Origin of the sequence: uncultured Campylobacter sp., assembly GCF_937997595.1 — a bacterium.
Classification (GTDB): Bacteria; Campylobacterota; Campylobacteria; order Campylobacterales; family Campylobacteraceae; genus Campylobacter_B.
Genome location: NZ_CALKTS010000365.1, coordinates 1 through 7198, shown reverse-complemented (window position 1 = coordinate 7198; position 7198 = coordinate 1). Strand labels below are relative to the sequence as shown.

The following is a 7198-nucleotide window of genomic DNA, read 5'->3' as shown; positions in this document are numbered from 1 at the left end:
CCGCCTGCCTCTCGCTAAACGAGGTCATCATCCACGGCATCCCAGACGAAACGATTCTGCAAGAGGGCGATATCTTGGGCGTCGATCTGGGCTCGAAGCTAAACGGGTATTTCGGCGACAGCGCGCGTACCCTGCCCGTCGGTAAAATTTCAAAAGCCGACGAAGAGCTCATCGCATGCAGCAAGGACACGCTGGAGTTCGCCATCAAAACGATCAGAGTAGGGATGCACTTCAAAGAGCTAAGCTTCGAGATAGAGAAATTTATCCGCGCACGCGGCTTCGTGCCGCTATACGGCTTCTGCGGCCACGGCATCGGCAAGCACCCGCACGAAGAGCCTGAGATCCCAAACTATCTAGAAGGCAACAATCCAAAATCAGGCCCTAAAATCAAAAACGGCATGGTCTTTTGCATCGAGCCGATGATCTGTCAAAAGGACGGCACGCCGGTCATCGCCGAGGATAAGTGGAGCACGAGAAGCAAGGATGGGCTTCGCACCAGCCATTACGAGCACTGCATGGCGATTTTCGACGATAAGGTCGAAGTGCTAAGCGTCGCGTAGATTTTCGCGCAAAAGGCTTGGCAGAATTGGAATTTCGCTCTTTTTATGGGGCGAAATTGCATAAACGGCGTGTTTTTATAAATTTGCATCGTTTGACCGCTATAAAATTTCACCTCCTCTCGGTTGTTAGGCGCATAAATTCATTCACAAGTTTTTGGGCTTTAATCGCATTAGATAATTTTAAAATTTATCGTAGCGACTTGTAGTCTATCCGCAAAATTCCAAGAATTAAAATTTTAGAACTACCTTTTAATTTCATTTTAGAATAATGTCTTGCGATTTTACTCGCAAATCCGCTTTCGATTAAAATTTGGCCTCAAAATTCCGCTGTCCAATTCCATGCCCCGTATCTTTAAAATTTAGCTGTAAAATTTGAAGCGTAAAAGCGCGCAAGTAAGCGAGCTCAAAGCTTTAAGCGGCTAAGATTGCGCCTTGATTTTAAAGCGTAAACATGTCGCGTTATGTGAAGTACGCGTCGTCGCGTCTTTTCGTACGAGGCAGGAAAGATAAAATGAGAGAAAAATTTTATGCAGCGCTGGCAAATATAGGCGAGCTTGCGGTGCGGACGAAGGCGGGTGGGCTCATAGCGCGCTTGCTTATGAAAATCGACCGCGGCTTTTTTGCCGCACTGCGCGAACGTCCCGTGTGGAGGGTGTTTTGGCTGGCGACGGCGCTATGCCTGCTTGCGTGCTGGGCTAAGATACACTATCAGATTAACGGCCCCATCTTTGCCTACATCGCCGAGAGCTTTCCCGTGGTATTCATCATAAATTTGCTCATCTTTCACCTCTGCTATTTGCTTAGCGGGCGATTTTTTAAGCTCGTTTCGTTCGTGTTACTGGCGCTAATTGCGCTAATTGCGAGCGTGGCTTTATTTTTGATCGTAAATTTCGACTCAAGCTTCAACGTCGTGGCGATCGACGCGCTTGTGCATACCGATGCAGCAGAGACGTGCGAGTTTGTTTCGCAGTTTCTTAATCCTGCGACGATTTTGTATCTAGCGGTGCTGCTTGGCTGCATCTTTGCGGCGCTAAGAGCAGGGCAGAGAAAGAGGGAGCAAACGCATAGCCGCCTAAGATTGCTGCTAGCAGCGCTTTATCTTATCTACGGGGCGATCTTTTGCGCGGATATCGCCGTCAAAGCTTCCCAAGGCAAGCAGAGCTATATAACTAAGCTATCGCAATACGTCCCGCTGGAGTTTGTCTTTACGATAAAAGACTATCTGAGCGATAAAAATTTCATCACCGATATGCGCGAAGTGCAGCTTGGATATGACGAGGCCAAGCGCGCGAACGAAAGCGTTTTAAAAGGCGGCGCAAATTCAGATTCGCAAAGCTCCAGCGCGATTTCAAATTCCAAAACCCTCGATGCCGCCATAAACCCCGCCTCGCAAAAACCTCGCGTCAAAAATATCGTCCTAATAATCGGCGAGAGCTTGCAGCGCGGCCATATGTCGCTGTATGGATACGGCGTCAGAACCACGCCGCTTCTGGAGAGCCTTGAAGCGAGCGGCAATCTCATAAAATTTAGCGATACGATCTCCCCTTATGCTACGACGAACCAAGTGCTGATGCGGCTTTTAAATTTCAGCAATTACGAAAGCGAGCGGCAAAAGGCGTGGTTTCGCAGCCTTAGTATCATCGATATGTTTAGCCTAAGCGGCTACCGCACCTTTTGGATCAGCAATCAAGAGGCCTTCGGCGCGCATGCGCTAAGCGCTAAAAGCGCCGCCGATCGCGCGGACGGGGAAATCTTTCTCTCAAAGAGCAATCTTTATGAAACCGTCCGCATCAAGCCCGACGGAGCGCTACTTCCGCTCATAAATCAGGCGAAAGCGGGGCAGAGCGAGCGAAACTTCTACGTGATCCATCTCATCGGCAGCCACATGGATTACAGCCTGCGCTATCCCGAGGGATTTGGCAAGTTTAGCGCGGCGGATGTAAAGGCAAAACTTACTTCCAAGCAGAAAGATGTCGTCGCATATTATGATAACAGCGTGCTTTACAACGATTTTGTCATAAATGAAATTTTTAAAATTTTCTCTGCAGATGACAGCCTCATCGTCTATCTTAGCGATCACGGCGAAAATTTATACGAAAACGGACGCCTCGGGCACGGCATGGAGAGTCGCTTTAGCTATGAAATTCCGCTGCTTTTTATAGCCTCGCGCGAGTTTTTGACCGCTCACGCCGCACTGTGGCAAAAGCTGGAAGCGGCGAAAGATAAGCCCTTTATGAGCGATGATTTGGCGCATCTGTTAGCCGATATTATCGGCGTCGCGCCGCTTGAGCTCGATACGCGCAGAAGCCCGATACGAGCGGATTTCAATGCCTCTCGCAAGCGAATTGCTAACGGAGTCGATTATGACGAGAAATTAAAAAGCGCGAAGGGCTACGAGTTCGACTAATAGATGAGTTTTGCTTTTATCCCATTACATGCTGTATAAATGAGGGATTAGTATGCTCTGATTTTTGATCGATTCATCAAATTTAGATTAAAATTTGCGCCACTCCAATGGCTACGCTGATAAAAAGGCGCGCAACGCTTATTAAATTTGAGATCAAATTTATGCACCGCGGTTAGCTCTCCTTTTTTACCTCATCCATATACGAGTAAATCGTGACTTTCTGCGTTCTAAGCGCCTTTGCGACGAGCTCCACCGCACCTTTTACCTCAAAAATCCCTTTTTGTGAGAGGAATTTTACGATGCGCTTTCGATCCTCTTTCTTCATCCGCTCTACATCCAGATCGTGCGTAGCCGATGCGATCAGATCTTGGACGATGTCAAGGATATTTTGCTGCAAATCGTTAGAGCTTTGCGTTTCTAAATTTACGCCGTCATTGAAGCTCGCCCCGTCTAATGCCGCGCTATCGCAGCCTCCGTCGGTAAAATTTGCGCCCTGTAGCTCCTTGCTATCGAGCTTTGCATTCGGCAGTAGATTTTTTATTACTTTGTATGCGGCCATGGCGCTTGAGGTATCGATATTTACGCATAGTGCGCCTACTACTTTGCCGTCTGCGCCGCGGATTAGCGAAGTTGAGGAGCGTATGAGCTTGCCGTTTTGCGCGGTGAAGTAGTAGTTTGCGGTGCAGTCGTTTTCAAAATTTTTGCTTAACAACACGTCCTTTACCAGATGATCGAAGCTTTGACCGATCCTCCTGCCCGTTACGTCGCCGAGGACGAAAACGACGGAGTTTTGCGGCGTGCTCATATCGTGGATGACTACTTCGCAATCGCCGATCGTATTTTTAATAAGGTGTGCAGTCGGTATAAAGGTCTGTAAAAGTTGATTCAATTCGGGCTCCTGAAATTTCATATAAAAAAATCTATAAATTTAGATTAAATTTTAAAATTTTTGCGAATTTATAGAAATAGTTATATATTTTTAATAAATTTAGAGTAAAATTATATAAAATTTTATATGCAAAGGAGCTTAAATGAAAGAGATTTATCCAACTGGCTTCGCGCCGAAAAAGGCGCATTATGCGCCGGGCATCTTAGACGACGACGGTATGCTCTACGTCTCGGGGCAGCTAAGCGTGGATCCGCGCACGGGGGCCGTTCCGGAGGGTCTTGCTGCGCAGGCCGCGCAGGCTCTAAGCAACGTCGCGGCAGTGCTGGCCGCCGCGGGCGCGGATAAAAACGACGTGCGAATGTGTCGCGTCTATACGCCTGACGTCGCGAACTGGGATGTGATCAACGAGCAGTACGCGCTATTTTTCGGCGCGCACAAGCCCGCTCGCGTCGTGGTGCCGACTACGGCTCTACATTTCGGCTGCCTCGTAGAGATCGAGGCCCTCGCAAAAATAAAAGAGAAAAAGTAGGAGCGAAAATGAGCGATTTCATCTGCACGGGCTGCGGTAAGCACGCGCCCATCGATACTTTGCGCTACAAATGCGACTGCGGCGGGCTGTATAAGCTAAACTCCGATGCGCCTAAATTTAACCCTGCGCTCGTAGATCAAAGCGAGTTTAGCATCTTTAGATACCGCAAGTTTATGGGCATTGACACGGCTAAATTTAAAGAAATTTCGATGGGCGAGGGGCTCACGGCGAGCGTAAAATTCGGCGAAGACCTCTATCTCAAGCTCGACTACGCGATGCCTACGCTTTCATTCAAAGATCGCGGCGCGGCGGTTTTGGTGCTGCATGCCAAAAATATCGGCGTGAAAAAGGTGATGCAAGACTCCAGCGGCAATGCAGGCAACGCCGTGGCGGCGTATTGCGCTCGCGCGGGCATCGAGTGCGAAATTTACGTCCCGAAGGGCACGTCGCCCAAAAAGATCGATATGATCAAAAGCCACGGCGCGCACGTCACGGTGTTTGACGGCAGCCGCGACGAGACGGCGGATGCGTGCCGCAAAAAGGCCTCGGATGAGCAGATCTATTACGCCAACCACGTTTATAATCCGATCTTTTACGAGGGCACGAAGAGCTACGTTTATGAGATCTACGAGCAGCTGGGCAGGGTGCCGTGCAATATCTTTATCCCAGTAGGCAACGGCACGCTGCTGCTGGGCGCTCAAGCGGCGCTGGGCGAGCTATATGAGGGTGGCTTTATCGAAGCGCTGCCAAAAATTTTCATCGTTCAGGGCGAGCGTTGCGCTCCGCTTTTTGATGCTAAAGGTACGGCGCGTGAGATCGAGCCGCAGCCGACGCTAGCGGAGGGCATCGCGATCGCAAGACCGATGCGCGCGAGCGAAATTCTTGGCTCTAGCTACGCGGGCGAGCGCGAGGTGATCTTGGCGAGCGAGAGCGATATATTGCCTGCCAGAGAGGCGCTTGCGCGCGGCGGATTTTACGTCGAGCACACGACCGCAGCTACCTATGCGGCGTATCTACGCTACAAAGAAAGTCGCGATCTGCAAGGAGATAGCATCATTCCGCTTTGCGGCGCGGGGCTGAAGAGCGATCATTAAATTTAAACGCTCGGCGTGGAATTTGCTTGGCTAGCTAGCGGCGAGGAATTTTAAATCTCGCCGCTTTAAATTTAAGGTGCGAGTCGGTTCTAGATTAAAATTTTAAATTTAGAAACGCGGGCGTTAAGTTTAAACCCGCTTTGAGTTGGAAAAAGGCACATTTACTTGCGGAGCTGGTTCAGATAAGGTTCTTTAGCTTAAATTTAAAGCAACTAAAGGAAATTTTAAAAAGGATAGGGAGATGGACGAGTGTATAACTAAAGTTGAAGCGCTTAAAAAGCTGGGGCTAAAATCTCAAATAGGTCTTTATCGACTCAGAAAAGCGGGAACAATATTTGCCAATAGAGTGAATGCGAAAGCAATCTACTACTCGACAAACTCTATCAGGGCTTACAAGTTGGGCAAAAGTGCTTAAAGCTTATTTTGATATAATTGAGCCTGAATTTTAAATAAGTAAAGGAAGTTCAATGTATAAGCAAACAGGGCAGATCGAGAATATCCCAATAAGGTTGAAAATAGATAAAGATAGCCCGCTAGGTCTTATCGAGCTATCTAAGGCACTTTTGTCGCTCAATAATTCTATTGACGAATACGTCGCCACTTCCTGCGGTACTAGTGGAACAAAAACTACGCTACAAAGTGTAGAAAAAGGTAGCGACGTTTTTAATATGGTGATAGTTTTGGTGGTTATGTTCGGCGAGGCCTTGCCGATGATTAACGCATATTTTGAGTTTTTTAACAACCTAAAAAATATCGGCAAAAGAAGCGTGGACAATATAAAAGAGGATAAGTTTTTAACTAAATCCTCGCTCGACGATGCGGAAAATATCGTAAATTTAGCAGGCCAAAGTGGCGTAAGCGTGATGATAAACTACAACAACTATAAAGATTGTATAATTATCAATCAAGAAAATAAAGCCGCCTACAAGCATGGTATCGCAACGGCTAGGCAAATTAAAGATTTCGATAATATGCAAAGACACGAATTTAAAAACGTGCTAGTTAATATGAAAGAGGTAAAAGATAGTGAACGTATCGTAAAAGATAAAGCCGTATGCGACGATGTAATGCCCGGCAAAGCCGTCTGGACGGAGATAATAGATCGCGAGGCTAAAGAGCTGATAAATAAAAATCCATTCGACAACTATTATCTAGTCGATCTATCCGTGCATAAGATGGATGGGGTTATCAAGCTTTACCGCATTACCGCGCTTCATAGCATAATACCTAAAGAAAAGGAGTAAAATGAGTGAGGGAAAAAGACAAAATTTAGTACATTACAAATGCAGAAATAAGCCTTAGCCCTTGGTGTTATGCGATGATACGGCACATTTTATGGATAACTTTGCCGCTAGCTGGATTTGGAAATTTTATCTACAGATAGTTGAATGAGCGCCATTTAAATTTGAAATTACGGTCAAAATTTTATAAAAATTAATCTGCAAAAAGCGGCACTATCCATTCATATTATTTAAAATTTAGCCATTTTTACCGCTCTTAGGAAGCGAGCTTATACGCAGAGGCTAAAATTCGCCCGGCTATTTCGAATTTTCTTTAGCGATGCGCGTAAATTTAAGCACAAATTCGCTTTTCGCCGCAGTGTATGCGTCGCGGTCGAACTCGAACCGCTTGTAAAGCTCTAATTTAAGCGCCTCGTACCGCTTGGCGATATCCGCATTCGCCCGCAAAAAATCTCTAAAAAATATCTCATCCGCATCG

Annotated in this window: 8 protein-coding genes; 6 read left to right on the top strand and 2 right to left on the bottom strand. The window is 47.0% G+C overall.

All coding sequences use genetic code 11. The features are described 5' to 3' along the window. Positions 1 to 560 (top strand): type I methionyl aminopeptidase (gene map / locus Q0614_RS12420; RefSeq protein WP_298789072.1); only part of this gene is annotated, 560 nt, incomplete at its 5' end. Positions 561 to 1071: 511 nt separating this feature from the next. Then, entirely contained in the window at positions 1072 to 2967 is a 1896-nt protein-coding gene (locus Q0614_RS12415; RefSeq protein ID WP_298789070.1) for a phosphoethanolamine transferase, read from the top strand. Positions 2968 to 3139: 172 nt separating this feature from the next. On the opposite strand, the gene Q0614_RS12410 is transcribed toward Q0614_RS12415, so the two are convergent. After that, a complete protein-coding gene (locus Q0614_RS12410) occupies positions 3140 to 3856 on the bottom strand; it encodes a PAS domain-containing protein (protein ID WP_298789068.1) in 717 nt (238 codons plus the stop codon). Positions 3857 to 3998: 142 nt separating this feature from the next. Here Q0614_RS12410 and Q0614_RS12405 point away from each other — a divergent pair, with 142 nt between their 5' ends. From Q0614_RS12405 to Q0614_RS12390, 4 genes are all read left to right on the top strand, one after another. Further along, complete coding sequence (locus Q0614_RS12405) at positions 3999 to 4385, top strand: RidA family protein (RefSeq protein ID WP_298789066.1); 387 nt, start codon at positions 3999 to 4001, stop codon at positions 4383 to 4385. A gap of 8 nt (positions 4386 to 4393) precedes the next feature. Continuing rightward, positions 4394 to 5479 carry a threonine synthase gene (locus Q0614_RS12400; protein ID WP_298789065.1) on the top strand — a complete coding sequence of 362 codons (1086 nt, stop codon included), beginning with the start codon at positions 4394 to 4396 and terminating at the stop codon, positions 5477 to 5479. A gap of 241 nt (positions 5480 to 5720) precedes the next feature. Further along, positions 5721 to 5894: a hypothetical protein gene (locus Q0614_RS12395; RefSeq protein ID WP_298789063.1), complete on the top strand. Its 174-nt coding sequence runs from the start codon at positions 5721 to 5723 to the stop codon at positions 5892 to 5894. Between the two features lie 52 nt (positions 5895 to 5946). Continuing rightward, positions 5947 to 6723, top strand: a complete 777-nt coding sequence (locus Q0614_RS12390; protein ID WP_298789062.1) for a hypothetical protein — start codon at positions 5947 to 5949, stop codon at positions 6721 to 6723. Between the two features lie 294 nt (positions 6724 to 7017). Here the strand turns inward: Q0614_RS12390 and Q0614_RS12385 are convergent. Continuing rightward, positions 7018 to 7198: GrpB family protein (locus Q0614_RS12385; protein ID WP_298789060.1), on the bottom strand; the 181-nt coding region annotated here is incomplete at its 5' end.

Excerpts from the sequence above, each read along its gene's own strand:
- Q0614_RS12415 (WP_298789070.1), top strand. The coding sequence starts at position 1,072 with ATGAGAGAAAAATTTTATGCAGCGCTGGCAAATATAGGCGAGCTTGCG.
- Q0614_RS12405 (WP_298789066.1), top strand. The coding sequence starts at position 3,999 with ATGAAAGAGATTTATCCAACTGGCTTCGCGCCGAAAAAGGCGCATTAT.
- Q0614_RS12400 (WP_298789065.1), top strand. The coding sequence starts at position 4,394 with ATGAGCGATTTCATCTGCACGGGCTGCGGTAAGCACGCGCCCATCGAT.
- Q0614_RS12395 (WP_298789063.1), top strand. The coding sequence starts at position 5,721 with ATGGACGAGTGTATAACTAAAGTTGAAGCGCTTAAAAAGCTGGGGCTA.
- Q0614_RS12390 (WP_298789062.1), top strand. The coding sequence starts at position 5,947 with ATGTATAAGCAAACAGGGCAGATCGAGAATATCCCAATAAGGTTGAAA.